The sequence below is a fragment of the Polaromonas sp. YR568 genome (genome assembly GCF_943369675.1).
GTDB lineage: Bacteria > Pseudomonadota > Gammaproteobacteria > Burkholderiales > Burkholderiaceae_C > Polaromonas.
The window spans coordinates 15492-39659 of the sequence record NZ_CALROB020000001.1; the positions used below are offsets into that span (position 1 = coordinate 15492).

The following is a 24168-nucleotide window of genomic DNA, read 5'->3' on the forward strand; positions in this document are numbered from 1 at the left end:
ACTGGGCTGAAAAGCAATTTCTTACATTTTTCCGGGAGACGGCTATGCGAACTCGCACAATTTTTTTGGTGGTGGCTATTCTTCTGCTGGCCGGCTTTGCGGCCCTCAACATGGATGAGTTCACGCGCACCAGCATGCTGAGCCTGGGCTTTACCACCATCCAGGTGCCGCTGGGCCTGGTGATGCTGATGCTGCTGGTCATCGCGACGGTGATTTTCCTGGCCACCACGCTGTACATGCAAAGCGCCAACCTCATCGAAACCCGCAAATACGCGCGTGAACTCAATACCCAGCGCGAACTCGCCGACAAGGCCGAAGCCTCGCGCTTCACCGAGCTGCGCAGCTACCTTGAAGTGCAGGCGCTGGCCGCCCAGCACCGCGAAGCCGCGGCCGCCACCGTGCTGGCCGAACGTTTCGCCCAGCAGCAGCAAGCCCTGCTGGCGCGGCTGGAGCAGTCCGACAACAGCATGGCCGCCTATATGGGCCAGCTGGAAGACAGGCTGGAGCGGCGCAACGGCATCAGCAGCCTGCAAAAAGACCACCTGACCATGCCGCTGGTGTAAGAAACCGCGGCGCCCGGCGACCAACGGCCATCCAGGCGTGCGCACCTTTTCGGGTGCGGCGCCTGTTTTAACGCCATTGGAAACGCCATGCCACTCCCCGCAAACACCGGGATCACCCGGTCCACCTGGATCACCGCAGCCGCCCTGCTGTCGCTTGCCTGCAATGCCTTGGCGGCGCCAGCCGCCTGCACCGCCGCATCGGGGCCGGCCGTCACCCCCGTCATGGAGCTTTACACCTCCGAAGGCTGCAGTTCCTGCCCGCCCGCCGACAAGTGGCTGTCTTCACTCAAGGGCTCCGGCATGGTGGTGCAGGCCTTTCACGTTGGTTATTGGGACTACATCGGCTGGGTCGACCGCTTTGCCGCGCCGGCCTATACCAAACGCCAGCATGAAGTTGCCGAGCGCAACAAGCTGCGCAGCGTCTATACCCCGCAGGCCGTGCTCAACGGCAAAGACCTGCCCGCCTGGGGCCCCAGGCCTCCCGGCGGCAAGGAGCCGGCGCGCGCAGGCATCGTGCTCACACAACTGGCGCCCGACCAGTTTGAAGCCGTCGTCACGCCGGTGGCCGCGCTGCAATTGGCGCCCTCCTGGTCGGCCTACTGGACAGTCACCGAGCACGGCCACAACTCAAAGGTGCAGGCCGGCGAGAACGCCGGCGAGTTCCTCAAGCATGATTTTGTGGTGCGCCAGTACACCCAGGCGGGCGACTACAAAAGCGAAGGGGCTGCGCCGCAAAAGCTGGTCTTTCGCAGCATCGCGGCGACGCCCGGCCATGAACGGCAAATCAACCTGGTGGTGTTTGACCTCAAAACCGGCCGGACGCTGCAGGCACTGAGCCTGCAATGCGCGGCCTGAGCCCGTTTCAGGCTTGCCGCACAATGGCTGAATGGATTCCCCACCTGACGCCGCCCCTGATTTAGCGCCCCTTGGGCTGCGCCCGCCCGAAGCCGCCGACTATGCGGCACTCGGCAAATGGATCACCGATGCGGACACCTGCATTCGCTGGGCCGGCCCCCGCCTCAAATTCCCGTTCAAACCGGCACGCCTGCCGCAGTTGCTGGCCGAGCCGGGCGCCAACAGCTTTGTGATGAGCCGCGGGCCTGGCCCGGCGCTGGGCTTTTGCCAGTTCTGGGTGCGCGATCCCGGCGTCGCCCACCTGGCGCGCATCATCCTGGCGCCCGAAGCGCGCGGCCAGGGCCTGGGCACCACGCTGTGTGGACTGTTGATGGCCGAGGCCGCGCGCAGCACGGGCGCCGGCGCCTTCACTTTGCGTGTGTACCGCGACAACGATGCGGCCCTGGCCATTTACGAGCGCCTGGGCTTTGCGGTGGTGCCGGGCCTGTCGGATGAGCGGATTTTTTCGATGCGCAAAGAAGGCTATTGATATTTTCGTCACACAGGGCACGAAACCGTTCGGGCTGAGCTTGTCGAAGCCCTTCGACAGGCTCAGGGCGACCGGTAGTGTTCGCTAAACTGTGGCGCATGCCCATCCTGTTTCCCTTCGCGCCCTCTCCCCTTCCATGATTTCCCTGTTCCTCAAATGCCTGCTGCGCGCTGGTGCTGGGCTGGAGCCGTGCTTATCCCCCCGCGCTTTGAACTGAAAGCCACGTGAACAGGCTCAAAAAAATCCTGCGAGGGCTGCTGCTGGCCCCCGTGGCCCTCTTCCTGCTGTTTGAAGAGTGGGGCTGGGAGCCGCTGGCGGCCGCCTTCGCAGCGCTGGGCAGATTGCCGTGGTGGAGCCGGCTGGAGCGCTTCATCACCGGCCTGCCGCCCTGGGCCGCACTGCTGGCCTTTGGCGTGCCGGTGGTCGCGCTGATTCCCGTCAAACTGCTGGCGCTTTACCTCTTCGGCGAAGGCCACATCACCATAGGCCTGGGCTTGATTCTTGCTGCAAAGCTGGCGGGAACGGCAATGGCGGCCCGCCTTTTCCAGCTGACGCAGCCCGCGCTGATGCGCATGGCCTGGTTTGCGCGGCTTTACACGCCCTGGAAGGCCTGGAAAGACAAGATCATCGCGCAGGCCCGCGCCTCCTGGCCCTGGCGCATGGCGCGCCGCTTGAAGACGCGGGTCAAGCTGGCGGGCACAAGGCTGCTGGCGGCGCTCAAAGCCGTCTTTTCGTAAGGCCGAAGTTCACCGGATTTTTCACGTCATGTTCAATCTCTTCAAACCCCCTTTGTACATACGCCTGTCGCCTGTGCGCCTGACGGTGCGCAACGCCAAAACAGGCGCCTACGTCTCCGAAGTGCCCGAAATCGCCATCTCGCGCGGGCCCAAGCCCAAGGTGCTGGGCGCGGGCGACGAAGCGACCCTGTACAAATCCAGCAAGTCAGCGCTGGTGACCAACCCTTTCAGCCACCCGCGCTCGCTGATGTCCGACTTCGCGCTGGGCCAGCAGGTACTCAAGGCCTTTGTCAAAAAGCTGCCCAAAGGCCGTGCCCTGGCTGTGGCGCCCCGCGTGCTCTTCCACCTGCAGGGCGATCCCGCCGGCGGCTTCACGCAGGTGGAGGTGCGAGCCTTCCATGAAATGGCCCTGGGCGCGGGCGCCTCGGAGGTCACCATCTGGCAGGGGCAGGACCTGACCGACGAGCAGGTGCTGTCGCGCGACTACCCGCCCACGGGCCGGGTGCTCGAATGAAGGCGGAGGGCGACCTGCGCGCGCTGACGCGCGCGTTCCCGCATGCGGGCCGGCTGGAACGGATTTTTCTGAGGCCCGCGCGCCGCGCTCCGGTACTGGCCGTGGAGAGCGTGCTGGCGATTGCGGGCCAGGGCCTTGAAGGCGATCGTTACGCCACCGGCGCGCCAGGCGGCAAACGCCAGGTTACGCTGATGCAGGCCGAACACCTGCCTGTCCTGGCCTACCTGGCCCGGCGCGATGCGGTGGACGCCGCGGAGCTTCGCCGCAACCTTGTGGTGGCGGGCCTGAACCTGCTGGCCGCCAAATCGCTGTTCAAGGACCAGCCCATGGTGCTGCGTTTGGGCCCCGTGGTGCTGGAGATCACCGGCCCCTGCGAGCCCTGCTCGCGCATGGACGAAGTGCTGGGCGCCGGCGGCTACAACGCCATGCGCGGCCATGGCGGGCTGACGGCGCGCGTGCTGCAGGGCGGCCTGCTGCGGGTGGGCGATGCGGTGGTGTGCGAGCGGGCCTGATCGGAAATTGCTAGCCGGATCGGCCCAAACCGTGGGCCGGTATGGGTATTGGGCATGCGTCATACTGGCCCTCCCATCCACTCCCTGCCCGCCCGCCTCCCATGACTAAAACCTCGGTCGACAAGCACAAAATCAAATTCCTGTTGCTGGAGGGCATTCACCCCTCCGCCGTGGAAGTCCTCAAGGCCGCAGGTTATTCCAACATCGAAAGCCTGTCCGGCGCCCTGCCCGACGACGAGTTGAAGGCGAAGATCGCCGACGTGCATTTTGTCGGCATACGCTCGCGCACCCAGCTCACGGCCGAGGTGTTTGCCCAGGCCGGCAAGCTCGCCGCCGTCGGCTGCTTTTGCATAGGCACCAACCAGGTCGACCTCAACGCGGCGCGTGAACGCGGCATCGCGGTTTTCAACGCGCCCTTTTCCAACACACGTTCGGTGGCCGAACTGGTTCTGGCCGAGGCCATCCTGTTGTTGCGCGGTGTGCCTGAAAAAAGCGCGGTCGCGCACCGCGGCGGCTGGCTCAAGTCCGCCGACAACGCCTACGAAATCCGCGGCAAGACCCTGGGCATCGTCGGCTACGGCTCCATCGGCACGCAGCTGTCGGTGCTGGCCGAGGCGCTGGGCATGCACGTCGTGTTTTTCGACGTCGTCACCAAGCTGCCGCTGGGCAATGCCCGCCAGGTCGGCCTGCTCAAGGATTTGCTGGCCCAGGCCGATGTGGTGAGCCTGCACGTGCCGGAGACCCAAGCCACGCAATGGATGGTGGGCGCGGCCGAGATCGCGGCGATGAAACCCGGCAGTGTGCTGATCAATGCCTCGCGCGGCACCGTGGTTGAGATTGAACCGCTGGCCGAGGCCCTGAAAAACAAGAAATTGCTGGGCGCCGCCATCGACGTCTTCCCCGTCGAGCCGCGCAGCAACAAGGACATCTTCGAATCGCCCCTGCGCGGCCTGGACAACGTGATCCTGACCCCGCACGTGGGCGGCTCGACCATGGAAGCCCAGGAAAACATCGGCATCGAGGTCGCCGAAAAACTCGTGAAGTACAGCGACAACGGCACCTCCACCTCGTCCGTCAACTTCCCCGAAGTCGCCCTGCCGGCCCACCCCGGCAAACACCGCCTGCTGCACATCCACCGCAACGTGCCCGGGGTACTGTCGGAGATCAACAAGGTCTTCGCCAGCAACGGCATCAACATCGCCTCGCAGTACCTGCAGACGAATGAAGCCGTCGGCTACGTCGTGATCGACATCGACGCCGCGCACTCCGACATGGCCCTGGCGAAGCTGGCAGAAGTGCCGGGGACGATTCGCAGCCGGGTGTTGTTCTAGGCCTACTGAGCCGGCACCTGCAAACCCAGCAGGTCCGCCAGCGCAGCCGTCGACAGGGAGCCTTCACGCGACACCACCGCGCCGGTCTGAGCATGGGTGCCGACGATGACCGGGATTGCGCTGAAGCCGAGCTTGTTCATCAGCGCCGTATTTTTCGCCACGGCGTCTTTTTGCGCATCCAGATTGCTGCCCGCGCTGATGCCGCCGCGACCAGCCCGCATGGAGGCCTCGTGCTCATCCATGGCGGCTACCGGGTCGCCAGCGGCCAGCAGCGTCGCGCCCTGGGAGGTGCTGGCGCCGTTCAGGAGGCCGACCGGAATCCACACGAACTTGGCCTGGGACCTGAGCGGTTTGGCGGACTGCCACAGCACGGCGCAGTGCGGGCATTGGGCGTCAAAAAACACGTAAACGGTGCGCCGGCTCATCTGGGCGCCGGCGACAAAACCCTTGGCTTCGGCCGCGATGGCCTCGACCGAGATGGGCGCGGCGGCAGCGGCTTTTTGCGCGGCGGCGTCTGGCGCATCGTTGCAGCCGGCGAGCAGCAAGGCGCAGGCCGTGAGCACGGCAGCAAGGAGTGAGGGCAAGAGTTTGGGCATGGTGGCGGCCGTCAGTGAACGAAAGCGCAAGAATAACTGAGGCCGCTTACTTCGACAGCGCGTCCGCCAATTCCCCCGCCAGCATGAAGAACTCGGGTGAGCGCAGCACCGACACATGGGTGGCATTCATGGCATAGGTCACGCGGGTCTTGACGCCGCGGGCTTGCAGCGCCCTGGCATAGCTTTCGCTGAACAGGGGCAAGGTGTTTTCGTCCTTGTTGCCGACGACCAGGCTGATCAGCGTCGCGGGCGGCATCTTGCCGGCCTCGGCCAGCGGCGAGAGGCTGGTCCAGGCGCCTGTCTTGCCGGCCGAGTTGCCGCGCCACTGGCGCCAGGCGGGCACGTCGCAGGGGCAGGCCGCCAGCAAATAGGCATCGGCGCTGCCGGGGAAGCGGCTGGCCAGCAGGGCCGCCGTGGCCGCGCCGCCCGAATGGCCGACCAGCAGGATTTTTTTGCCGGGATTAAGGGTGCGCAGTTGGGCCAGTGCATCGGCGACGACGCCGACGTTTTGCGGCGTGTAGTCGTCATCGCCCGGGCCGGACTGGCCGTCCGACGTGCCAAGGTCGCTGCGGTAGCCGGGGCGCTGCACCGCAACCGTGACGGCCTGGAGTTTTTCCGCGAGCATGGCGGCCGCGCCGCTGTCGGCCTTCAGTTCCGTGCGCCCGCCGTTGTCGCCGTGCAGGAAGACGACCAGCACCCTGGGCGTGACGCGGGCCGAGGCCTGCGCGGGCGGCAGCGTGCGAATGACCAGGCAATGCCGGCTGTTCCCTGCCCGTTCCACGCCGTCGGCCTTTTTGCCGTCAGGGCATGTGGCCTGCTGGGCCAAAGCGGCCCAAGGCAAACCTGCCAGCAGCAGGCCGGCCAAAGCCAGGCAAACGCGCCGCATCAGGCACCGCGCAAGGCGGCTTTCAGTTGCTGGCCGATTTCGGGCTTGTCGGCAAAGGGGTCGGTCGGGTTGCGCGCCTGCAGCACGTCTTCCAGCCGCGTCTGCACGGAGTTGATGGCCTTGGGATGGCTGTAGATATAAAACTTGTTGTTTGCGATGGCGTCGAACACCAGCTTGGCCACGTCTTCGGCCGTGACCTTGCCGGAGCCCACGGCCTTGCCGGTCATGGCCTGCTGGATCATCTGGCTTTTGGTGGGCTTGTCCGCGCCCAGCTCGGCCGGGCGGTTGCGGTGGCTCATGCCTATGCCGGTGGCCACAAAGAAGGGGCACAGCACTGAGGCGCCGACCTGGTCGGTGACCAGGCCCAGGTCCTGGTACAGGGTTTCGCTCAAGGCCACCACGGCGTGCTTGCTGACGTTGTAGACGCCCATATTGGGCGGGTTCAGCAGTCCGGCCATGCTGGCGGTGTTGACGATGTGGCCTTGCCAGGCCGGGTCTTTGGCGGCGGCCTCCAGCATCATGGGGGTGAAGATGCGCACGCCGTGCACCACACCCATGACGTTGACGCCCATCACCCATTCCCAGTCCTTCAGGCTGTTTTCCCAGATCAGGCCGCCCGCGCCCACGCCGGCATTGTTGAAGACGAAGTGCGGCGCGCCGAAGCGCTCGAACACGGCTTTGCCCATGGCTTCCATCTGCGCGGCGCTGGACACGTCGAGCTTGAAGGACAGCACCTGGGCGCCGGCGGCCTTCATTTCCGCTTCGGCTTTGTCGAGCGCGTCTTGCTGCACGTCGACCAGCACCAGGTTCATGCCGAGCTTGGCGCCCAGCCGCGCGCATTCCAGGCCGAAGCCGGATCCCGCGCCGGTCAGCACCGCCGTTTTGCCTTTGAAGTCCGTGATCATTGCGTGTCTTTCTTGATGGCTTGAATAGCAAAATTGTCCCTGAGAGAGGCCCTTGCGCGTGTCACCCAGGCAACTCAGGAATTCAGGCAACTCGCAGCATTTCGATGTGCGGTATGCCGTCTTCGATGTAGGGCTCGCCGTTCTGCAAAAAGCCGTGCTGTTCGTAAAACTTCTGCAGCCGCGCCTGGGCGCCTATGCGTATCGCTTGCGGGCCCCAGTGCGCCTGCAGGCGCTCAATGGCCTCTTTCATCAGCACGTGGCCTATGCCGCCACCGCGTGCCGAGGCATGGGTGACGACGCGGCCTATGCTGGCCTCGGCAAACTTCACGCCGGCGGCAAAACAGCGCGCATAGGCGGCGAGCCGGCCGTCCCGCTCGCCCAGCAAATGCATGGCCTCGGTGTCCGCGCCGTCCAGGTCCTGGAAGGCGCAGGCCTGTTCGAGCACAAAGACTTCGCTGCGCAGTTGCAGCAATTCATACAGCTCCGGCGTGGTGAGCGCGCTGAAAGGGACAAAACGCCAGGTGATGATGCCGCTCATGCCGGGTTGGCCGCTTTCAAGGAATAGCCGATGCGTGGGAAATGCACGTGCACCGTGCCGGCGCGCGGATCGGTGCGGCGCAGCGTGTAGTGCATGCGGGTGGCGGCGATCAGTTCGCCTTCGGTGGGTTCGGGGCCGAAGCTTTCGCTGGTGACCAGCACCTGGCTGCCCAGCGGAATGCCGTGCTCGTCCTGGAAGATGTCGCCCGGCAACGGCGCGGGGGCGTTGGCGGCGGCGGCCGCGATGGCGTCGGCCGGACTCGACTCCCCGACACTGCCGTGGCCTATCGCGGCCATGCGGTCCATCCAGTCCAGCACGGCGGGCGTGAGCTTGAGGATGCCCGCAAGCACCGGGGTCTGCACCCGCGTGAACCACAGCGGGTGGTACATCGCGAAATCGGCGATGCAAGGCACCTCGCCCAGCAGGAAAGGCCGGTCGTCCAGCATGTCGGAGATGCGGCGCAGGTAGGACTTGTAGGCGGCCGCGGCATCTGTGGAGCGGATGCGCGCCATGCCGAAACTCATGGCCTTGCGGTCTTCGCCAAAGGCGCGCGCGGCTTCGGGCGGTTTTTTCTCAAAGATCTGGGCGATGCCTTTGGGCTGGGTGTTGTAGGCCATCGAAGTCCAGAACAACGTGTTGTCGGCCCAGTGCGCCAACGTGCGCGCCAGGCCCTTGCTGGGCTCCGGGTAGACCGAGGGCGCGGGCTGCAAATGCTCGAGCACGTCGCTGATCAGCGCGGTGTCGCAGTAAATGTCGGCGCCGATTTGCAGGATGGGCGTCTTGCGGTAGCCGCCGGTGAGCGCGACCACGTCGGGCTTGGGCATGATCATCGGGATGATCACGGACTTCCAGGGCAGGTTTTTGTAGCCCAGCATCAGCCGCGTTTTCTCGGCGAAGGGCGACGTGGGGTAGTGGTGAAGAATCAGCTCGCTCATGGGGTGTCTCCGATTGTTCTTGTGCAATGTCGATTCAGCGCGGCATGGCCCGGGTGATGATGGCGTCGAAATCCGTGCCCGCGCCCAGCGTGCCGAAGGACTGGCCCCAGTTGCCGGCCAGGCGCGAATCGCAGAAGGCGCTGAAGACCGCCGCGGGCGCCGTCTGCTGCAGCAGCGCGGCCTGCACCGCGAGCGCCACGTCCTGCGCGAGGCGCCGCGCCTCGATTTCGCTCGCCATCTCTTCAATCCGCGTGGGCAAGGCGGCGGCCAGTTTGTCCAGCGCCGGGTGCGCGCCTTTGGCGGCGGACAGCTCCTGCGCCAGCGCGGCCACGGCGTCGGCCTTGCGCAGGGCGCGCAGCAAATCCAGCGCCATGATGTTGCCCGCGCCTTCCCAGATGGAGTTGAGCGGCATCTCGCGGTAGATGCGGGCCATGACGCCTTCGCCGCCCTCCTCCACATAACCGTTGCCGCCCAGGCATTCCATGGCCTCCTGCGCGAAGTGGCTGCCGCGCTTGCAGATCCAGAACTTGGCGACCGGCGTCAACAGGCGCGCCATGGCGGCTTCATGCGCCTGGCCCGGGCGGTCAAAAGCGCGGGCCAGGCGGATCGCCAGCGCGGTGGCGGCTTCGGATTCGAGCGCCAGGTCGGCCAGCACATTGCGCATCAGCGGCTGCTCCATCAGCAGCTTGCCGAAGGCCTTGCGCTGCGAGGTGTGGTTCAGCGCCAGTGCCAGCGCCTGGCGCATCAGGCCGCTGGTGCCCAGGGCGCAGTCCAGCCGCGTCATGGTGCCCATCTCGAGAATTTGCGGAATGCCCCGGCCTTCTTCGCCGACCAGCCAGGCCGGGGCGTTCTCAAACTCGACTTCGGAACTGGCGTTGGCCTTGTTGCCCAGTTTGTCTTTAAGGCGCTGGATGCGGATGGCGTTGAGGCTGCCGTCAGGCAGCACGCGTGGCAGGAAAAAGCAGGAGAGGCCGCTCTTCGCCTGGGCCAGCACCAGGAAGGCGTCGCACATGGGCGCCGAGAAAAACCATTTGTGGCCGGTGATGGCATAACGTTCGCCCCAGCCGTCGCGGCCCACGGGCTCGGCCCGCGTGGTGTTGGCCCGCACGTCGGAGCCGCCCTGCTTTTCGGTCATGCCCATGCCCATGGTGAGGCCGGCCTTGGCCTGCCAGGGCTTGAGTTCGGGGTCGTAGGCGCGGCTGGCCAGCTTGGGGCCCCAGTCGGCATAGATGGCGGTGTTGCCGCGCAGCGCGGGCGTGGCCGCGTAGCTCATGGAGATGGGGCACAGGGTGGAGGGTTCGAGTTCGGTGAAGAGCATGAAGCCGGCGGCGCGCCGGACGTGCGGGCTGGCGCCCTCATCACTCCAGGGTGAACCATGCAGGCCCGCACCCGTCGCCAGCGTCATGAGCTCGTGATAACCGGGATGAAACTCCACCCGATCCACACGCAGGCCAAAGCGGTCATGGCTGTGCAGCACCGGCCCGTGCACATTGGCCAGCCGCGCGTGGGTTTGCATCGCGCTGCTGCCCAGCGTGGCGCCGAACCGGCTCAGTTCGGCCGTATCCAGCGCCGGCGCGTTGAACTTCAGCGCATCGCGCAGCGGCCGGTTGGTCTCAAACAGGTTGTAGTCCGCGAGCGGCGCGGGCTGGTTGAAGACTTCATGGGTGGGGTTCATGACAACCTCCTGTTCCGCCAGACTAGATGAGTTTGACCAACTGCTTGCCGAAGTTTTTGCCTTTGAGCAATCCCAGAAACGCCTCGGGCGCCGCTTCAATCCCCTGCGCCACGGTTTCACGCGGACGCAGCTTGCCGGTGCCCACCAGCGTGCCGAGCTCCTTGAGCGCTTCGGGCCAGACTTCCATGTGCTCGCTCACGATAAAACCCTGCAACTTGAGGCGGTTGGTGAGGATGAGCGCCGGCCAGGCCAGCGGCATGGGCCGGCCGTCGTAGCCGGCGATCATGCCGCACAGCGCGATGCGGCCGAAGGCGTTCATGCGCGGCAGCACGGCGTCCAGCACCATGCCGCCTACATTTTCGAAATAGCCGTCCACGCCATCGGGGCAGGCGTCGCGCACCGCCTTGGACAGCGAAGCGGCGTCGGCGTGCAGCTTGTAGTCGATGCAGGCGTCGAAGCCCAGTTCATCGACCGCGTATTTACATTTGTCGGGCCCGCCCGCGATGCCCACGGTGCGGCAGCCGCGCGCTTTCGACAGCGCGGCAAAAGCACTGCCCACGGCGCCGGTGGCGGCGCTGACCACCATCATCTGGCCGGCTTTCGGTTCGATGATTTTCACCAGGCCGTACCAGGCGGTAACTCCGGGCATGCCGACCGCGCCCAGGTAGTGCGACAGCGGCACGTGCGTGGTGTCGACCTTGCGCAGCGCGCCGGGCTGGTCGGCGTTGACCACGCTGAACTCCTGCCAGCCGCCCATGCCGACCACCTTGTCGCCGGGCTGGAATTTGGGCGAGCGGCTTTCCACCACCTCGCCTGCCGTGCCGCCAATCATCACCTGGCCCAAGGGCTGCGGCGCGGCGTAGCTTTTGGCGTCGTTCATGCGGCCGCGCATATACGGGTCCAGGCTCAGGTAGTGGTGGCGCACCAGCACCTGGCCGTCCTGCAGGGCCGGCGTGTCGCTGGAGACCAGCATGAAGTTGCTTGCGGTGGCCTCGCCGGTGGGCCGGTTGTCGAGGAGGATTTGCTGGTTGATGGACACGGTGGTCTCCTGTTGTGTGTTGCGGACGCTAGTCCGTTGAAATCGCGCCGCCCGGGGCATCCGGTGTGCCGGCGGCGGGCTTGCGTTTGACGTATTTGAAGGTGCCGGTCGAATGCGCGCAGGCCTGGCCCAGCGCGTCGTAGAGCGTGGCTTCGGTGAACGCCATGCTGGTGGTGCGATGAATGAGCCGGCCCTTGGCCGTCAGCCGGCTGCCGTCGCCCGGCGCCGGCCGCATGAAGCTGGTTTTCATCTCGATGGTGACCACGCCCATGTCTTTTTCGACGCTGCGCGCGGCCGTCGCCATGGTCACATCCAGCAGCGTCATGATGGCGCCGCCGTGCGTGACGGCGAAGGAATTGAGGTGCTCGGGCTTGGGCGCATAGCCGATGGCCGAGGCGCCGCCCTCGAACAGCTCCAGCGTAAAGCCAAGGTGGTTGACGAAAGGGATGTCGGCGCCGAAGTCCATTAACTGTTCCCAACCTTTCAATTGATTAGCCACCTGTGACGACGGAAACACCGCCGTCCACCGCCAGCCACTGGCCGGTGATGTGCTTGCCGGCGTCCGACGCATAAAGCACGCACAGGCCCTTCAGATCCTCGTCGTCGCCCAGGCGGCCCAGCGGCGCGTGCGAGGCGAGTTTTTCCTCGCCCAGCGCTTTGAGCGTGCCGACCGTCATGCGGCTCGGGAAAAAGCCCGGGCAGATGGCGTTGACGGTGATGTTGTACTTGCCCCATTCGCAGCCCAGTGCGCGCGTGAAGTTGACGACGGCGCCCTTGGAGGTGTTGTAGGCCACGGTGGTCATCTCGCGCGGGTTGCCGCCCAGGCCGGCGATGGAGGCCACGTTGATGATGCGGCCGGACTTGCGGGCGATCATGCTGTGCTTGGCGATGTGCTGGCTCAGGATGAAGTAGCCGCGGATGTTGAGGTTCATGACCTTGTCCCAGGCTTCCACCGGGTGGTCTTCGGCGGGCGCGCCCCAGGCGGCGCCGGCGTTGTTGACCAGGATGTCGACGTGGCCCAGGCGCTTGATGGCTTCGTCGGCCAGCGCGCGTATGTCTTCTTCTTTTGAGCAGTCGGCGGCGATCCAGTCGACGTCGATGCCGGCGGCCTTGAGTTCGGCGGCGGACTCGATCAGGTCTTCGGCCTTGCGCGAGCTCAGGATGATTTTGGCGCCGGCCTCGCCCAGCGCCTGGGCCAGTTGCAGGCCAAGGCCGCGCGAGCCGCCGGTCACGAGGGCGGTCTTGCCTTTGAGGTCAAACAGTTGCTGGATGGTACGGGTCATGGGCTGTCTCCTGGTGTGTTGTCATGGTGCCCGCCTTGCACTGCGCATGCAGCGTGGGCGGGGATGATGGGGTGGGAATGAGGGGAATTTGAGGGGTGGTCAGGCAGCCGCGGCTGCGATGTTCACTTGCTCTGGATGCGTAAGGCCTCGCCATATTGGCACAAGATCCTGCGGCTTTTCGGCCCGGCTGTCGTCGTGGCGACTTCGAACCGGGGCCGGATCACGGCCCCACGTTGATGCGGGACCGCACGTAAATCAGCACAAAACCTATCACCGCAATGATGCCGCCAATAACCACCATGGACCAGCCGATGGCGTCGTCCAGGCGTTCCATCGACAGGCCCAGCACCAAAGTCAGCAGCCCGCCGTAGATCAGCACCCAGATCAGGGCCTGCAGGCGCGCCACGTTCTTGTTGGAAACAGGGTCGGCGGACGGTTTGAAAAATGACACTAAAAAGCCTCCTCGGGCAGGTCGGCGCAGGTCAGGTCGCGGGTTTCAACCACTTTGAGCCAGGCGTCGATCTTCGGTAATTCGTAATGGTAAAAGTAGCGCATGGCCCCCATTCTTCCCGCCTGCGGTGCATCCTGCGGCAATGAAAGACCGGCCAGCGCCACGTCCAGCCAGGTCCACGCCAGCACGGTGTGGCCGAAGGCCTGCATATAGGGTACCGCATTGGCCAGGGCCTCGCCCGGCTCGCCGGTGGCCCAGGCCGCCTTGGTGGCGCTACCCACGTGCTGCAGCGCCTTGCCCAGCGCGTTGGCGTGTTCCGCCAGCTCGGGCTGCTGTATGGCTTTTTCAATCGTGGCATTGATGCGCGCGGCCAGCAGCTGCAGCCCCCTGCCCCCTTCCATCAACACCTTGCGGCCCAGCAAATCCATGGCCTGGATGCCGTGCGTACCTTCATGGATCATGTTCAGGCGGTTGTCGCGCCAGTACTGCTCCACCGGGAAGTCGCGCGTGTAGCCATAGCCGCCGTGCACCTGGATGGCCAGGGAGTTGGCCTCCAGGCACCATTCGCTGGGCCAGCTTTTGGCGATGGGCGTCAGCACCTCGAGCAGCAGGCGGGCGTCGTCGGCGGCCTGCCCGCCCGCCGTGTGGTGTTCGTCGACCAGGCGCGCGCAGTACAGCTCCAGCGCCAGCGCGCCTTCGCAGTAGGCTTTTTGCGCCAGCAGCATGCGTTTGACGTCGGCGTGTTCGATGATGCGGATTTGCGGCTGGGCGGCATCCTTGCCGCCCACACCGACGGGCCGGCCTTGCGGCCGGTTTTTGGCGTAATCGAGGCTGGCGTAATAACCCGCCATGCCCAGCATGGTGGCCGCCATGCCCACGCCTATGCGCGCCTCGTTCATCATGTGGAACATGCAGCGCAGGCCTTCATGCGGCTTGCCGACCAGGTAGCCCACGGCGCCGGCCTGGCCGTCCACCGGGTATTTGCCTTCGCCGAAGTTGAGCAAGGTATTGGTGGTGCCGCGCCAGCCCAGCTTGTGGTTGAGGCCCGCCAGCGCCACGTCGTTGCGCACGCCGGTGAGTTCGCCCTGGGGGTTGACCATCTTCTTGGGCACGATGAACAGCGAAATCCCGCGCGTGCCGGCGATCAGCTTGCCGTCCGGCCCCGGTATCTTGGCCAGCACCAGGTGGATGATGTTGTCGGCCAGCTCATGCTCGCCGGCCGAAATCCACATCTTGTTGCCCTTGAGGCGGTAGCGCGCACCCAGCGGGTCGGCCTCAAAGCCTTCGCCGTCGGGCACCGCGCGCGTGGTCACGTCGCTGAGCGAGGAGCCGGCCTGCGGCTCGGACAAACACATAGTGCCGGAAAAGCGGCCCGAGAACTCGTTCTTGGCGAACACCTCTTTTTGCGCGTCAGTGCCGTGCACCATCAACAGGTTGGCATTGCCGGTGGTGAGCAGGCCCGAGCCTATGCTGACCGAAGCCATCGCGAAGAAGGCGTTGGCCGCCGCCTCCACCGTGTAGGGCAGCTGCATGCCGCCGACTTCATAGTCCTGCGCGGCGCTGAGCATGCCGGAGGCCGCATAGGCTTTTTGCGCATCGTGCGTGGCCTGCGGAAGGATCACTTTTTCGCCGTCGAAATGCGGCTCCTGCGTGTCCACCGTGCGGTTGAACGGCGCGTATTTCTCGCGCGCGATGCGTTCGCAGGTGTCGAAGACCGCGTCAAAGGTTTCGCGCGAATGGTCGGCGAAACGTTCGCGCTGGTTCAGCGATTCGGCGTCCAGCCAGTGGTAAAGCAGGAAATCGAGGGTGGGCCGAAGGCTCATGACGGCCTCCTGGTCGCATGGCAAGGCGCAAAGGCAGGAAACACCTGCCCTTTCTGAAGGAGCAGGGTTTCATGCATGGTGCTTGCCCGGTTACAGGACTTCGAAAATACCGGCCGCGCCCATGCCGCCGCCAATGCACATGGTCACGCAGACGCGCTTGGCGCCGCGGCGCTTGCCTTCGATGAGCGCATGGCCCGTCAGGCGCTGGCCGGTCACGCCGTAGGGGTGGCCGACGGCGATCGCGCCGCCGTTGACGTTGAGTTTGTCCATGGGAATGCCCAGCTTGTCGGCGCAGTACAGCACCTGCACGGCGAAGGCTTCGTTGAGCTCCCACAAATCGATGTCACTGATCTTCAGGCCCAGCTTGGCGAGAACCTTTGGAATGGCGAAGACCGGGCCAATGCCCATTTCATCGGGTTCGCAGCCGGCGACGGCGAAGCCGAGGAAGCGGCCCAGCGGCTTGAGGCCCTTCTTTTCCGCCACGGTTTCGTTCATGACGACCACGGCGCCGCCGCCGTCGGAGAACTGGCTGGCATTGCCGGCCGCAATCACGCCGCCGGGAATGGCCGGCTTGATGCCGCTGATGCCTTCCTTGGTCGTGCCTTCGCGGATGCCTTCGTCCTTGCTGACGGTGACCTGTTTGGTGGAGAGGCCCATGACCTTGTCGGCCACACCGGCTGTCACGGTGATGGGCGCGATTTCGGCCTCAAACAGGCCTGCTGCCAGCGCGGCCGTGGCTTTTTGCTGGCTCAGTGCGCCGTATTCGTCCATACGGTCGCGCGAGATGTTGTAGCGCTTGGCGACCTGCTCGGCCGTCTGCAGCATGTTCCAGTAGATTTCCGGCTTGTTCTTCATCAGCCAGCTTTCCTGCAGCATGTGGGTGTTCATTTCCTGCTGCACGCAGGAGATGCTTTCGACGCCGCCGGCCACGTAGATGTCGGCTTCGCCGGCGATCACGCGCTGTGCCGCGGTGGCAATCGTCTGCAGGCCGGACGAGCAGAAACGGTTGATGGTCATGCCCGAAACGGTGACCGGGCAGCCGGCGCGCAGCGCGATCTGGCGCGCGATGTTGGCGCCGGTGGCGCCTTCGGGTGTGGCACAGCCCATGATCACGTCATCGACTTCAGCGGCCTCGATGCCGGCGCGCTGGATGGCGTGCTCGACAGCGTGGCCGCCCAGGGTGGCGCCGTGCGTCATGTTGAAGGAGCCCTTCCAGCTTTTGGCCAGGGGGGTGCGTGCGGTGGAAACAATGACTGCTGAGCTCATGAAATTCTCCGGAATCTGGGACGTTGATCTGTACGGGCCTGAGAGGTTCAGGTGGACTGGTTGAAGGTTTTGCCTTCGGCGGCCAGCTTGGCCAGCAGCGGCGCGGGCTTCCAGAATTTGGCGTCGTCCAGCGGGTTCTGCGCGAAGCGGTTCATGCTCTGCACCACGTTGAAGAGGCCGACCTGGTCGGCGTACAGCATGGGGCCGCCGCGGTAGACCGGGAAGCCGTAACCCATGATGTAGACCATGTCGATGTCGCTGGCCTTGGAGGCAATGCCCTCCTCCAGGATGTGCGCGGCCTCGTTGACCAGCGAATACACCAGGCGCTGCACGATTTCCTCGTCGGAAATCTTGCGCGGCGTGATGCCCAGGGTCTTGCGGTGGTCCTCGATCATCTTGACGACCTCGGCGTTCGGGATCGCGTCGCGCTTGCCGGGCACATAGTCGTACCAGCCGGCGCCGGTTTTCTGGCCGAAGCGGCCTTTTTCGCAGAGCAGGTCGGCCGTCTTGCTGTATTTCATGTCCGGCTTTTCGGTGTAGCGGCGCTTGCGGATGGCCCAGCCGATGTCGTTGCCGGCCAGGTCGCCCATGCGGAAAGGACCCATGGCAAAACCGAATTTCTCGATGGCCTTGTCGACCTGCTCGGGCGTGCAGCCCTCGTCGAGCAGGAAACCGCCCTGGCGGCCGTATTGTTCGATCATGCGGTTGCCGATAAAGCCGTCGCAGACGCCGGAGACCACGGCCGTCTTCTTGATCTTCTTGCCCATTGCCATCACGGTGGCCAGCACGTCCTTGCCGGTCTTGGCGCCACGCACCACTTCCAGCAGCTTCATCACATTGGCGGGGCTGAAGAAATGCAGGCCGACCACGTCCTGCGGGCGTTGGGTGAAGGCGGCGATCTTGTCGACGTCCAGCGTCGAGGTGTTGGAGGCCAGGATGGCGCCCGGTTTCATCACGCGGTCCAGTTCCTTGAAGACCTTTTCCTTGACGCCCATCTCTTCAAACACCGCCTCGATCACGAGGTCGGCGTCTTTGAGGTCGTCGTAGCTCAGTGTGGTGCTGAGCAGGCCCATGCGCTGCTCAAACTTGTCCTGCTTGAGCTTGCCCTTTTTGACCTGGGCTTCGTAGTTCTTGCTGATGATGCCCAAGCCCTTGTCCAGCGCCTCCTGCTTCATCTCCAGGATCTTGACGGGGATGCCGGCGTTCAGGAAGTTCATGGCGATACCGCCGCCCATGGTGCCGGCGCCTATGACGGCGACGGATTTGATCTCGCGCTTGGGCGTGTCTTCCGGCACGTCGGGAATCTTGGAGGCGGCGCGCTCGGCCATGAAGATGTGGCGCAGCGCGCGGCTTTCAGGCGTCCACATCAGGTTGATGAAGAGCTCGCGCTCGAAGGCCAGGCCGTCCTCGAACTTCTTCTTGGTGGCGGCTTCCACGGCGTCCACGCACTTGAGCGGCGCGGGGAAGTTCTTGGCCATGCCCTTGACCATGTTGCGGGCGAACTGGAAGTAGGCGTCGCCGTTGGGGTGTTTGGCGCGCAGGTCGCGCACCAGCGGCAGCGGCCGGGTGTCGGAAATCGACTGCGCGAAGGCCAGGGCCTCCTGGGCCAGCGATTCGGGCGAGGCGGCGAGCTTGTCGAACAGCTTCTGGCCGGGGATTTGCGCCAGCAGCTCGCTCTTGACGGGTTCACCGCTGACGATCATGTTCAGGGCCGGCTCGACGCCGACCACGCGCGGCAGGCGCTGCGTGCCGCCGGCGCCGGGCAGCAGGCCCAGCTTGACTTCAGGCAAGGCCACGCTGGTGCCGGGGGCGGCAATGCGGTAGTGGCAACCCAGCGCCAGTTCCAGGCCGCCGCCCATGCAGACGGAATGGATGGCCGCAACGATGGGCTTGCCGGAGTTCTCAACCACGCGGATCACGCTGTGCAGATTCGGCTCGGACAGCGCTTTGGGCGTGCCGAATTCCTTGATGTCGGCGCCGCCCGAAAAAGCCTTGCCGGCGCCGGTGATCACGATGGCCTTGACGGCCGCATCGGCATTGGCCTTCTGGATGTTGTCGGTCAGGCTCAGGCGCGTGGCATGGCCCAGGCCGTTGACGGGCGGGTTGCTCAGCGTGATGAGCGCGACGGGGCCGTGGACTTCATAAAGGGTGGTCATTGCGGTGCTTCTTTCCTTGGATGGGAGGTTCAGGTTTTTGCTTGTCTCGGCTGGCGCTGCGGCCCGGGTTCGGAGGGCCGTCAAAAAAGTACGACCGTTCTTTTTCCATTGTAGGGGGCGTTTGTGACGGCACAAGGCCCGGCATGGGCTGTTCAGTCTATTTTTTGTCCCAGCGGTGACATCCCCAGAGGCTTTTTACACCTCAAGCCACTCTTTGCGGATGTAGGCATCGGCCCGCAGGCTGTCGGGCGTGCCGTCAAACACGATGCTGCCGTGGCCCATGACCAGCGCGCGGTCGGAAATCGCCATGGCAATCGTCAGCTTCTGCTCGATCAGCAGCACCGAAATGCCTTTGGCTTTCAGCGTCTGCAAATACTGCCCCACGAGTTCAACGATCTTGGGCGCCAGGCCCTCGGTGGGTTCGTCGATGATGATGAGGTCGGGGTCGCCCATCAGCGTGCGGCACAGCGTGAGCATCTGCTGCTCGCCGCCCGACAGCACGCCGGCCTCGGTGTGCTGGCGTTCGCGCAGCCGGGGGAACATCTGGTACATGTCCTCGAAGGACCAGCGCGAGCCCTTGCCGGAGCCCTTCTGGCCCAGCAGCAGGTTCTGGTGCACCGTGAGCTTGGGGAAGATGTCGCGGTTCTCGGGCACGTAGCCGATTCCCAGGTGAGCGATCTGGTAGGCCTTCTTGCCGACGATTTCCTGCTTCTTCCAGAGGATGGAACCCTGGCAGTCGACCAGGCCCATGATGGCCTTGGCCGTGGTGGAGCGCCCCGAGCCGTTGCGGCCCAGCAAGGCGACGATCTGGCCGGGCTGCACGTCGAAATTCACGCCATGCAAGACGTGGCTTTTGCCGTAGAAGGCGTGGAGGTTTTGTATGTGCAACATCAGTGGCCCCCTGCCTGTGCATCGGCTACCGAGGAGCCGAGATACGCCTCCTGCACCCGCTGGTCCGCGCGCACGGCCTCGGGCGTGTCGTAGGCAATGATTTCGCCGTAAACCACGACGGCGATCTTGTCGGCCAGGCCGAAGACCACGCCCATGTCGTGCTCCACCGTCAACAGGGTCTTGCCCACGGTGACTTCCTTGATCAGGCTGATAAAGCGGCTGGTTTCCGAGCGGCTCATGCCGGCCGTGGGTTCGTCCAGCAGGATGACGTTGGCGCCGCCGGCAATCGTGATGCCGATTTCCAGCGCGCGCTGCTCGGCGTAAGTCAGGTTGGTGGCCAGCACGTCGCGCTTTTTGTCGAGCTTGATCATGGCCATCAGTTCTTCGGCCCGCTCGTTGGCGTCGTCCAGGTCGGCCAGGAAGCGGAAGAAGGTGTACTTGTAGCCCAGGCTCCACAGCACGCCGCAGCGCAGGTTTTCAAACACGCTGAGCTTGGGAAAGATGTTGGTGATCTGGAAGCTGCGCGACAAACCCAGGCGGTTGATTTCAAACGGTTTTTTGCCGTCTATGCGCTGGCCGTTGAGCAGCACCTGGCCGCTCGTGGGCTCAAAACGCCCGCTGATGAGGTTGAACAGCGTGGACTTGCCCGCGCCGTTGGGCCCGATGATGGCGACGCGCTCGCCCGCCTGCACCTTCAGGTTGGTACCGCGGATGATTTCGGTCTTGCCGAAGCTCTTGCGCAAATCCTTCAACTCAAGTGAGCAGGATGCCTCGCTCATGCCAGTTCCCTCCGCTTGATTTCTTTCTCGATGTCATTCTGGATTTCGCCCCATTGCGTGAGGAATTGCCGCCGCGTGAGCTCAAAAAGGCCCAGGCCGGTCAGCAGCACAAACCCCGCGCCCAGCCAGCTGTTGAGGTTGGTGGCATTGAGCCGCACGCCCATGAAGCCGAGCTCGGGGCCCAGCGCCGCATTGAGCTGCAGGTGGTAAATCATCTCGACCATGGCGGCCGCGCCGGCCAGCGCCGTCAGCGCGGTCACCGCCATGCCCAGGTAGCCCACCCACAAGTCCCTGAGCTTGCCGAAGGAGGCCACGCGCAGATTCATCATGATCAGGCTGGCGATGCCGCCGGGCGCGTACATCACCATGAAGAGGAAGATCAGGCCCACATACAGCAGCCAGGCCATGGAAAGCTCCGACAGCAGGATCAACGCCAGCACCAGCAGGCCGGCGCCGATGATGGGGCCGAAGAAAAAGGTCGCCCCGCCCAGGAAGGTGAACAGCAGCAGGCTGCCCGAGCGCACGCCGCTGACCACCTCGGCCGTGACGATTTCCGAGTTGATGGCCGCCAGCCCGCCGCCTATGCCGGCGAAGAAGCCCGCGATGATGAAAGCGTAATAGCGCACGCGCTGGGTGTTGTAGCCGATGAACTCCACGCGCTCGGGGTTGTCGCGCACGGCGTTCAAAATCCGCCCCAGCGGCGTGCGCGTGAAGGCGAACATCGCGGCGGTGCAGACAAAGCAGTACACGGCGATCAGGTAATACACCTGGATCTGCGGGCCGAAACTGATGCCGAAGACCGGCTTGCCGTAGGCCCGGTTGGTTGTGATGCCGCCCTCCCCGCCGAAAAATTCCGGGAACATCAGCGACATGGCGAACACCAGCTCGCCCACGCCCAGCGTGATCATGGCAAAGGTGGTGCCGGCCTTTTTGGTGGTGACATAACCCAGCAGCACCGCGAAGAACAGGCCCGACAGGCCGCCCACCAGCGGGATCAGCGGCAGCGGGATATAAAAAGTGCCTTTGGCGGCCAGGTTCATCGCATGCACGGCCAGGAAGGAGCCCAGCCCGGCATACACCGCATGGCCGAAACTCAGCATGCCGCCCTGCCCCAGCAGGATGTTGTAGCTCAGGCAGATGATGACCAGGTAGCCGGCCTGCGACAGCATGGTGAGCGCCAGACTGCTTTTGAACATCATGGGCGCGACGATCAGCAGCAGCGCGTACAGCGACCACAGCAGCCAGCGGCCGACGTTATAGGGTTTGAATTGGTAGTAGGTGGTGGACATTGTTTCCGGCCTCATCCTTCCCGCGTACCAAGCAGGCCTTTGGGCCGGAAGATCAGGATCAGCACCAGGAACAGGAAGGGCAATATAGGCGCCACCTGTGAAATCGTGAGCTTGAGCAGCGGGTAGCCGAAGGTCTCGGGCGTCACGGTGTAGCTGAATTTGGCCAGCAGCGTCATCAGCGACTGGTCCATGGCAACCGCGAAGGTCTGGACCAGGCCTATCAGCAGCGAAGCCAGGAAGGCGCCGCTCAGCGAACCCATACCGCCCACCACCACGACCACAAAGATGATGGCGCCGACCGAGCCGGCCATGGCGGGCTCGGTGACGAAGGTGTTGCCGCCTATGACGCCGGCCAGGCCCGCGAGCGCCGCGCCGCCGCCGAAGACCAGCATGAAGACGCGCGGCACGTTGTGGCCCAGCGCCTCCACGGTTTCAGGATGGGTCAGCGCGGCCTGGATGACCAGGCCTATGCGCGTGCGCGTGAGCAGCAACCAGATGCCGGCCAGCATGGCCAGCGAGATGAACATGATAAAGGCGCGCGACTTGGGGAAGTTGGTGCCGAACACGGTGAACAGCGGGCCCTGCAGGCCTTCGGGCAGCACGTAGTTGACGGCCGAGCGGCCCCACACCAGTTGCACCAGCTCCAGCAGCAGGTAGGACAGCCCGAAGGTGATCAGCAGTTCGGGCACGTGGCCGAACTTGTGCACCCTGCGCAGGCAAAAGCGCTCGAAGGCCGCGCCGATCACGAACACCAGCAGCGGCGCCACCAGCAGCGACCACCAGAAGCCGATCACCTGCGAGGTGCTGTAGGCGATGTAGGCCCCGACCATGTAGAAGGACGCATGCGCGAAATTGAGCACGCCCATCATGCTGAAGATCAGCGTGAGGCCCGAACTCAGCATGAACAGCAGCAAGCCGTAGCTCAGGCCGTTGAGCAGGGAGATGGTGAAAAATTCCAAATTCATCAATGACCGCCTGAAGCTGGAAGAAAAACGGACACAGGCAGGGAAGCTGCCGATATAAAGAAAAAGGCCCGAGGATTGGTCGGGCCTTCGCCGGGTGGGCGCCTCAGCGCATCAGCCGGGGCGTTTCATCTGGCACGAGGTCGGCGTGCTGGCCACGTAGGGCTCATAGTATTTGACCGGCACAAAGGTGTAGCCCGTGTTCTCCGCATCGTAAGGGTATTTGCCGCCGGCTTTTTCCCATTTGTCGATGTAGAGGCCCTGCTGCAGCTGGTGGTCGGTCTTGCGCATCTCGACATCGCCGTTGAAGCTCTTGAAGCGCATGCCTTCCATGGCCTTGGCCACCACGGCCGGTTCGGTCGACTTGGTCTGCGCCATGGCTTCGGTCAGGATGGTGAAGGCGTGGTAGATCGCGCCGGTGTAGAAGTCATCGTTGAACTTCTTCTTGTATTCGGCCTGGATCTGCTGGATCTCGCCGCCCATGTTGAGGTGGTTGTAGGACACCATATAGACCCGGCCTGCCGAAGCCGCACCCAGCGCCGTCGGCGTGCCGGTGACGCCGCCGTAGTAGGTGTAGAACTTGACGTTGTTCAGGCCGGCCTCGTTGGCGGCCTTCACCAGCAGCGAAAGGTCGGAACCCCAGTTGCCGGTGATCACGGTGTCGGCGCCCGACTGCTTGATCTTGGCGATGTAGGGCGCGAAGTCGCGCACCTGCGCCAGCGGGTGCAGGTCTTCGCCGACGATCTGGATGTCGGGGCGTTTGCTGGCCAGGTTGGCCTTGGCGTACTTGGCGACTTGCTGGCCGTGCGAGTAGTTCTGGTTGATCAGGTAGACCTTCTTGATGTCTGGCTGCTCCTTCATGAAGGCGGTCAGCGCTTCCATCTTCATGGAGGTGTCGGCGTCCAGGCGGAAGTGCCAGTATTCGCACTTGCTGTTGGTGAGGTCAGGGTCCACCGCGGCGTAGTTGAGGTAGACGACTTCCTTGCCGGGATTGCGTTCGTTGTACTTGGACAGCGCGTCCATGATGGCCAGCGCCGGGCCCGAGCCGTTGCCCTGCACCACGTAGCGCGCGCCCTGGTCGATGGCGGATTTCAGCGCGTTGGTGGTTTCCTGCGGGCTCAGCTTGTTGTCGATGCCGATGATCTCGAACTTCACGCCGGCCTTGTTCTTCTTGCTGAAATGTTCAGCCAGAAACTGGAAGCCCTTGAGCTGGTTGGTGCCGACGGCGGCCATCAGGCCGGACAGCGGATCCAGCCAGGCAATCTTGACGGTCTGGTTCAGGTTGACGGCGCCGCCGGTGGCGGGCGCCGCAACCGCGGCCTTGGCCGGTGCGGCGGCCTTGGCGGGCGCCTGGGCCAGCGCCATGCCGCTGTAAAGCATTGAAGACACCGCCAGGGCGACGCCTGCGTGCTGTGCGAAAAATCGGTTTTGGGTTGTCATCCCTTGTCTCCTGAAAATTGTTTGAATTGAGCGGTAAATCCGCGGGGGGAACCGGGCAAAGGTTAGGGTAAAAAATGCTGCACTGCGTCAGGGAATGCCCTAGCCGATGTCACGAACGTGACCAAAGATGAGCCCCCACGGTCGTTCACTTCGTGTAACTCCCTGCCCCCCGAGGGGGCCGCCCGCCTGCGGTCTGGCAAAGCCAGTCCCGCG

The 24168-nt window shown here is 64.5% G+C and carries 25 protein-coding genes; 7 read left to right on the plus strand and 18 right to left on the minus strand.

Annotated elements, in window-relative coordinates; translation table 11 throughout:
* Nucleotides 1–44 precede the first annotated feature (44 nt).
* The 7 genes from ACLV8F_RS00070 (at nucleotide 45) to serA (ending at nucleotide 5041) form a co-directional block, all read left to right on the plus strand.
* The gene (locus ACLV8F_RS00070) at nucleotides 45–563 is read left to right on the plus strand and encodes a hypothetical protein (protein WP_411882207.1); all 519 of its coding nucleotides are present in this window, start codon (nucleotides 45–47) and stop codon (nucleotides 561–563) included.
* Between the two features lie 87 nt (nucleotides 564–650).
* Nucleotides 651–1418 (plus strand): DUF1223 domain-containing protein, encoded by a 768-nt coding sequence (locus ACLV8F_RS00075; RefSeq protein ID WP_411882208.1) that lies wholly within the window; start codon nucleotides 651–653, stop codon nucleotides 1416–1418.
* A gap of 31 nt (nucleotides 1419–1449) precedes the next feature.
* A complete protein-coding gene (locus tag ACLV8F_RS00080; protein ID WP_411882209.1) occupies nucleotides 1450–1947 on the plus strand; it encodes a GNAT family N-acetyltransferase in 498 nt (165 codons plus the stop codon).
* A gap of 224 nt (nucleotides 1948–2171) precedes the next feature.
* Entirely contained in the window at nucleotides 2172–2684 is a 513-nt protein-coding gene (locus tag ACLV8F_RS00085; RefSeq protein ID WP_411882210.1) for a hypothetical protein, read from the plus strand.
* Nucleotides 2685–2712: 28 nt separating this feature from the next.
* Complete coding sequence (locus ACLV8F_RS00090; protein ID WP_411882211.1) at nucleotides 2713–3198, plus strand: rod shape-determining protein MreB; 486 nt, start codon at nucleotides 2713–2715, stop codon at nucleotides 3196–3198.
* A complete protein-coding gene (locus ACLV8F_RS00095; protein ID WP_411882212.1) occupies nucleotides 3195–3710 on the plus strand; it encodes an MOSC domain-containing protein in 516 nt (171 codons plus the stop codon). The genes ACLV8F_RS00090 and ACLV8F_RS00095 overlap by 4 nt, the downstream gene beginning before the upstream one ends.
* Before the next feature lie 101 nt (nucleotides 3711–3811).
* A complete protein-coding gene (gene serA, locus ACLV8F_RS00100; protein WP_411882213.1) occupies nucleotides 3812–5041 on the plus strand; it encodes a phosphoglycerate dehydrogenase in 1230 nt (409 codons plus the stop codon).
* A gap of 2 nt (nucleotides 5042–5043) precedes the next feature.
* On the opposite strand, the gene ACLV8F_RS00105 is transcribed toward serA, so the two are convergent.
* From ACLV8F_RS00105 to ACLV8F_RS00190, 18 genes are all read right to left on the minus strand, one after another.
* On the minus strand, nucleotides 5044–5637 hold the full coding sequence (locus ACLV8F_RS00105; protein WP_411882214.1) for a thioredoxin fold domain-containing protein: 594 nt from the start codon (nucleotides 5635–5637) through the stop codon (nucleotides 5044–5046).
* 46 nt (nucleotides 5638–5683) lie between these two features.
* Entirely contained in the window at nucleotides 5684–6523 is an 840-nt protein-coding gene (locus tag ACLV8F_RS00110; RefSeq protein WP_411882215.1) for an alpha/beta hydrolase family protein, read from the minus strand.
* Nucleotides 6523–7428, minus strand: coding sequence for an SDR family oxidoreductase (locus ACLV8F_RS00115; protein WP_411882216.1), 906 nt, complete (start codon nucleotides 7426–7428; stop codon nucleotides 6523–6525). The genes ACLV8F_RS00110 and ACLV8F_RS00115 overlap by 1 nt, the downstream gene beginning before the upstream one ends.
* 82 nt (nucleotides 7429–7510) lie before the next feature.
* The gene (locus ACLV8F_RS00120; RefSeq protein ID WP_411882217.1) at nucleotides 7511–7966 is read right to left on the minus strand and encodes a GNAT family N-acetyltransferase; all 456 of its coding nucleotides are present in this window, start codon (nucleotides 7964–7966) and stop codon (nucleotides 7511–7513) included.
* The gene (locus ACLV8F_RS00125) at nucleotides 7963–8901 is read right to left on the minus strand and encodes a glutathione S-transferase family protein (protein WP_411882218.1); all 939 of its coding nucleotides are present in this window, start codon (nucleotides 8899–8901) and stop codon (nucleotides 7963–7965) included. Before ACLV8F_RS00125 ends, ACLV8F_RS00120 begins: the two co-directional genes overlap by 4 nt.
* A 34-nt stretch (nucleotides 8902–8935) precedes the next feature.
* The gene (locus ACLV8F_RS00130) at nucleotides 8936–10576 is read right to left on the minus strand and encodes an isovaleryl-CoA dehydrogenase (protein WP_411882219.1); all 1641 of its coding nucleotides are present in this window, start codon (nucleotides 10574–10576) and stop codon (nucleotides 8936–8938) included.
* Between the two features lie 22 nt (nucleotides 10577–10598).
* Nucleotides 10599–11615 carry an NADP-dependent oxidoreductase gene (locus tag ACLV8F_RS00135; protein ID WP_411882220.1) on the minus strand — a complete coding sequence of 339 codons (1017 nt, stop codon included), beginning with the start codon at nucleotides 11613–11615 and terminating at the stop codon, nucleotides 10599–10601.
* Between the two features lie 28 nt (nucleotides 11616–11643).
* Nucleotides 11644–12081, minus strand: coding sequence for a PaaI family thioesterase (locus ACLV8F_RS00140; protein WP_411882221.1), 438 nt, complete (start codon nucleotides 12079–12081; stop codon nucleotides 11644–11646).
* Between the two features lie 25 nt (nucleotides 12082–12106).
* Nucleotides 12107–12898 carry an SDR family oxidoreductase gene (locus tag ACLV8F_RS00145; RefSeq protein ID WP_411882222.1) on the minus strand — a complete coding sequence of 264 codons (792 nt, stop codon included), beginning with the start codon at nucleotides 12896–12898 and terminating at the stop codon, nucleotides 12107–12109.
* Between the two features lie 220 nt (nucleotides 12899–13118).
* Nucleotides 13119–13349, minus strand: coding sequence for a hypothetical protein (locus ACLV8F_RS00150; RefSeq protein WP_411882223.1), 231 nt, complete (start codon nucleotides 13347–13349; stop codon nucleotides 13119–13121).
* Nucleotides 13349–15172 carry an acyl-CoA dehydrogenase gene (locus ACLV8F_RS00155; protein ID WP_411882224.1) on the minus strand — a complete coding sequence of 608 codons (1824 nt, stop codon included), beginning with the start codon at nucleotides 15170–15172 and terminating at the stop codon, nucleotides 13349–13351. The genes ACLV8F_RS00150 and ACLV8F_RS00155 overlap by 1 nt, the downstream gene beginning before the upstream one ends.
* A gap of 90 nt (nucleotides 15173–15262) precedes the next feature.
* Nucleotides 15263–16438, minus strand: a complete 1176-nt coding sequence (locus tag ACLV8F_RS00160) for an acetyl-CoA C-acyltransferase (RefSeq protein WP_411882225.1) — start codon at nucleotides 16436–16438, stop codon at nucleotides 15263–15265.
* A gap of 47 nt (nucleotides 16439–16485) precedes the next feature.
* Complete coding sequence (locus ACLV8F_RS00165; protein ID WP_411882226.1) at nucleotides 16486–18594, minus strand: 3-hydroxyacyl-CoA dehydrogenase NAD-binding domain-containing protein; 2109 nt, start codon at nucleotides 18592–18594, stop codon at nucleotides 16486–16488.
* Nucleotides 18595–18789: 195 nt separating this feature from the next.
* On the minus strand, nucleotides 18790–19485 hold the full coding sequence (locus tag ACLV8F_RS00170; RefSeq protein ID WP_411882227.1) for an ABC transporter ATP-binding protein: 696 nt from the start codon (nucleotides 19483–19485) through the stop codon (nucleotides 18790–18792).
* The gene (locus tag ACLV8F_RS00175) at nucleotides 19485–20264 is read right to left on the minus strand and encodes an ABC transporter ATP-binding protein (RefSeq protein ID WP_411882228.1); all 780 of its coding nucleotides are present in this window, start codon (nucleotides 20262–20264) and stop codon (nucleotides 19485–19487) included. The genes ACLV8F_RS00170 and ACLV8F_RS00175 overlap by 1 nt, the downstream gene beginning before the upstream one ends.
* Nucleotides 20261–21553, minus strand: a complete 1293-nt coding sequence (locus tag ACLV8F_RS00180; RefSeq protein WP_411882229.1) for a branched-chain amino acid ABC transporter permease — start codon at nucleotides 21551–21553, stop codon at nucleotides 20261–20263. Before ACLV8F_RS00180 ends, ACLV8F_RS00175 begins: the two co-directional genes overlap by 4 nt.
* 11 nt (nucleotides 21554–21564) lie before the next feature.
* Nucleotides 21565–22518 (minus strand): branched-chain amino acid ABC transporter permease, encoded by a 954-nt coding sequence (locus ACLV8F_RS00185; protein WP_411882230.1) that lies wholly within the window; start codon nucleotides 22516–22518, stop codon nucleotides 21565–21567.
* A 111-nt stretch (nucleotides 22519–22629) separates the two neighbouring features.
* Nucleotides 22630–23955: a branched-chain amino acid ABC transporter substrate-binding protein gene (locus ACLV8F_RS00190; protein ID WP_411882231.1), complete on the minus strand. Its 1326-nt coding sequence runs from the start codon at nucleotides 23953–23955 to the stop codon at nucleotides 22630–22632.
* Nucleotides 23956–24168 lie beyond the last annotated feature (213 nt).

Coding starts and splice junctions, on each gene's coding strand:
- ACLV8F_RS00120 (WP_411882217.1), bottom strand. CDS start 7,966: ATGAGCGGCATCATCACCTGGCGTTTTGTCCCTTTCAGCGCGCTCACC.
- ACLV8F_RS00180 (WP_411882229.1), bottom strand. CDS start 21,553: ATGTCCACCACCTACTACCAATTCAAACCCTATAACGTCGGCCGCTGG.
- serA (WP_411882213.1), top strand. CDS start 3,812: ATGACTAAAACCTCGGTCGACAAGCACAAAATCAAATTCCTGTTGCTG.
- ACLV8F_RS00190 (WP_411882231.1), bottom strand. CDS start 23,955: ATGACAACCCAAAACCGATTTTTCGCACAGCACGCAGGCGTCGCCCTG.
- ACLV8F_RS00070 (WP_411882207.1), top strand. CDS start 45: ATGCGAACTCGCACAATTTTTTTGGTGGTGGCTATTCTTCTGCTGGCC.
- ACLV8F_RS00115 (WP_411882216.1), bottom strand. CDS start 7,428: ATGATCACGGACTTCAAAGGCAAAACGGCGGTGCTGACCGGCGCGGGA.
- ACLV8F_RS00080 (WP_411882209.1), top strand. CDS start 1,450: ATGGATTCCCCACCTGACGCCGCCCCTGATTTAGCGCCCCTTGGGCTG.
- ACLV8F_RS00165 (WP_411882226.1), bottom strand. CDS start 18,594: ATGACCACCCTTTATGAAGTCCACGGCCCCGTCGCGCTCATCACGCTG.
- ACLV8F_RS00140 (WP_411882221.1), bottom strand. CDS start 12,081: ATGGACTTCGGCGCCGACATCCCTTTCGTCAACCACCTTGGCTTTACG.
- ACLV8F_RS00175 (WP_411882228.1), bottom strand. CDS start 20,264: ATGAGCGAGGCATCCTGCTCACTTGAGTTGAAGGATTTGCGCAAGAGC.
- ACLV8F_RS00185 (WP_411882230.1), bottom strand. CDS start 22,518: ATGAATTTGGAATTTTTCACCATCTCCCTGCTCAACGGCCTGAGCTAC.
- ACLV8F_RS00145 (WP_411882222.1), bottom strand. CDS start 12,898: ATGACCCGTACCATCCAGCAACTGTTTGACCTCAAAGGCAAGACCGCC.
- ACLV8F_RS00170 (WP_411882227.1), bottom strand. CDS start 19,485: ATGTTGCACATACAAAACCTCCACGCCTTCTACGGCAAAAGCCACGTC.
- ACLV8F_RS00125 (WP_411882218.1), bottom strand. CDS start 8,901: ATGAGCGAGCTGATTCTTCACCACTACCCCACGTCGCCCTTCGCCGAG.
- ACLV8F_RS00155 (WP_411882224.1), bottom strand. CDS start 15,172: ATGAGCCTTCGGCCCACCCTCGATTTCCTGCTTTACCACTGGCTGGAC.
- ACLV8F_RS00075 (WP_411882208.1), top strand. CDS start 651: ATGCCACTCCCCGCAAACACCGGGATCACCCGGTCCACCTGGATCACC.
- ACLV8F_RS00160 (WP_411882225.1), bottom strand. CDS start 16,438: ATGAGCTCAGCAGTCATTGTTTCCACCGCACGCACCCCCCTGGCCAAA.
- ACLV8F_RS00110 (WP_411882215.1), bottom strand. CDS start 6,523: ATGCGGCGCGTTTGCCTGGCTTTGGCCGGCCTGCTGCTGGCAGGTTTG.
- ACLV8F_RS00130 (WP_411882219.1), bottom strand. CDS start 10,576: ATGAACCCCACCCATGAAGTCTTCAACCAGCCCGCGCCGCTCGCGGAC.
- ACLV8F_RS00090 (WP_411882211.1), top strand. CDS start 2,713: ATGTTCAATCTCTTCAAACCCCCTTTGTACATACGCCTGTCGCCTGTG.
- ACLV8F_RS00095 (WP_411882212.1), top strand. CDS start 3,195: ATGAAGGCGGAGGGCGACCTGCGCGCGCTGACGCGCGCGTTCCCGCAT.
- ACLV8F_RS00105 (WP_411882214.1), bottom strand. CDS start 5,637: ATGCCCAAACTCTTGCCCTCACTCCTTGCTGCCGTGCTCACGGCCTGC.